Origin of the sequence: Acetivibrio straminisolvens JCM 21531, assembly GCF_000521465.1 — a bacterium.
GTDB classification, from domain to species: Bacteria; Bacillota; Clostridia; order Acetivibrionales; family Acetivibrionaceae; genus Hungateiclostridium; species Hungateiclostridium straminisolvens.
The window spans coordinates 1-1,277 of record NZ_BAVR01000160.1 but is presented as its reverse complement, the minus strand read 5'-3'; the positions used below and the strand labels follow the sequence as shown (position 1 = coordinate 1,277).

Annotated in this window: 3 protein-coding genes; all 3 read right to left on the bottom strand. The window is 38.2% G+C overall.

What is annotated here, in order from left to right; all coding sequences use genetic code 11:
• Positions 1 to 32: 32 nt before the first annotated feature.
• Positions 33 to 488: a hypothetical protein gene (locus JCM21531_RS17260; protein WP_038291686.1), complete on the bottom strand. Its 456-nt coding sequence runs from the start codon at positions 486 to 488 to the stop codon at positions 33 to 35.
• Positions 488 to 760 carry a hypothetical protein gene (locus JCM21531_RS17255; RefSeq protein ID WP_038291685.1) on the bottom strand — a complete coding sequence of 91 codons (273 nt, stop codon included), beginning with the start codon at positions 758 to 760 and terminating at the stop codon, positions 488 to 490. Before JCM21531_RS17255 ends, JCM21531_RS17260 begins: the two co-directional genes overlap by 1 nt.
• 150 nt (positions 761 to 910) lie before the next feature.
• Positions 911 to 1,277, bottom strand: a 367-nt coding sequence (locus JCM21531_RS17250) for an IS110 family transposase (RefSeq protein WP_038291683.1), incomplete at its 5' end; no start/stop codon positions are given.

Sequence of the window (1,277 nt, the reverse complement as noted above, 5' to 3'; positions counted from 1 at the left end):
ATTTCTCATTGGTTTAATTGTATCGCATTGTATTACGGTATGTCAAGCATTAGTAAGAAAAAAGGCCACACCAGCCGAAACTGTGTGACCTTGCTCGTTATGCCATACTTTCTTTTTACTTCTGATAAACTCTTAAATACCTGCTCACGCCAAACTTTTAGTGTCATTTCAGCCTCGAAAGAAAAAACTCTCAGATTAAGCTCGGATATCTTTTCTAAAATATCAACTGCTTGTTCTTCAAATATTTCTAATGCCAAACAATGAGCAGCCACGCAGATTTTTACCTTTACAGATTCATGTTCAAAAAGTGATGGTAATACTTCTTTGGCTAAATCAATGTCTTCCTCTAATAGTTTAAAAAGTTTTATTATTTTCTTTCCCTCTTTATTCCCTATTTTGTATTCTCCTTCTAAATTTGATTTTTCAATTATTAATAGGCTTTTAATATACTGACTTCTAATCTCTTCAGCAGATAGTTTTTTCTTCATTATTTAATCACCCCAAAATCTCTAAGGACTTTTAATCCAAATTCATATTGTGCTTCAAAACTTTGACCAGCTAACCAGTCACGTACTTTTAAGCCATTTGTAAATTGGAATGTTGACGTATTATAATATCCGCTAATCTTCGCATGTGTGGCTTTGTCAACTGCAATTAGATTGTTGGTATTATGGATCTGAGTTGGGTCAAATCCGGATTTCGTTATTTGAGATTGTTCAACAATATGATGCCACGCATTACCTTCTCCTGGTGAACCCAATGCTTTCTTCGCCTCATTAAATGTCTTAAATCCTTGTCCAGTACTACGCGTTCCCTCACTACAAGGACTATATCTATTATATAATTCCTGTTACCATATCTCAACGAAAAAAAGAATTATCTTCCATCGCTTTGCTTCCAGAATATAAAATCAGTTCTTGTCGTCAACCTTTTCATATGGCCTGTATTCCGTCCTGGTTTTCATCATGCCGTAGATTATCCTCACAAGCCGCCTTGCCACGCACACAAGCGCCTGTGGCTTGTTCTTGCCCTCTTTGACCTTCTGCTCAAAATACTCCCTGAATACCGGGTGTCTTGGCTTTCCTGAGGCCGATACTGCTACCATCTGGATTGCGAGAAAGTGAAATATCGCATTTAGTGCCCTGTTGCCATTCCTGCATCTTTGGTCTTTACCCTTTCCGGCAGAGCTGAATTGCACCGGTGCCAAGCCCATAAACCGAGCCAGCTTATCTGAGTCAGGGAAACGGTTTATATCCCCGATTTCAGATATTATCTGT

What these genes read in the sequence shown, in the direction of transcription:
- JCM21531_RS17260 (WP_038291686.1), bottom strand. Translation starts at nt 488, where the DNA reads ATGAAGAAAAAACTATCTGCTGAAGAGATTAGAAGTCAGTATATTAAA.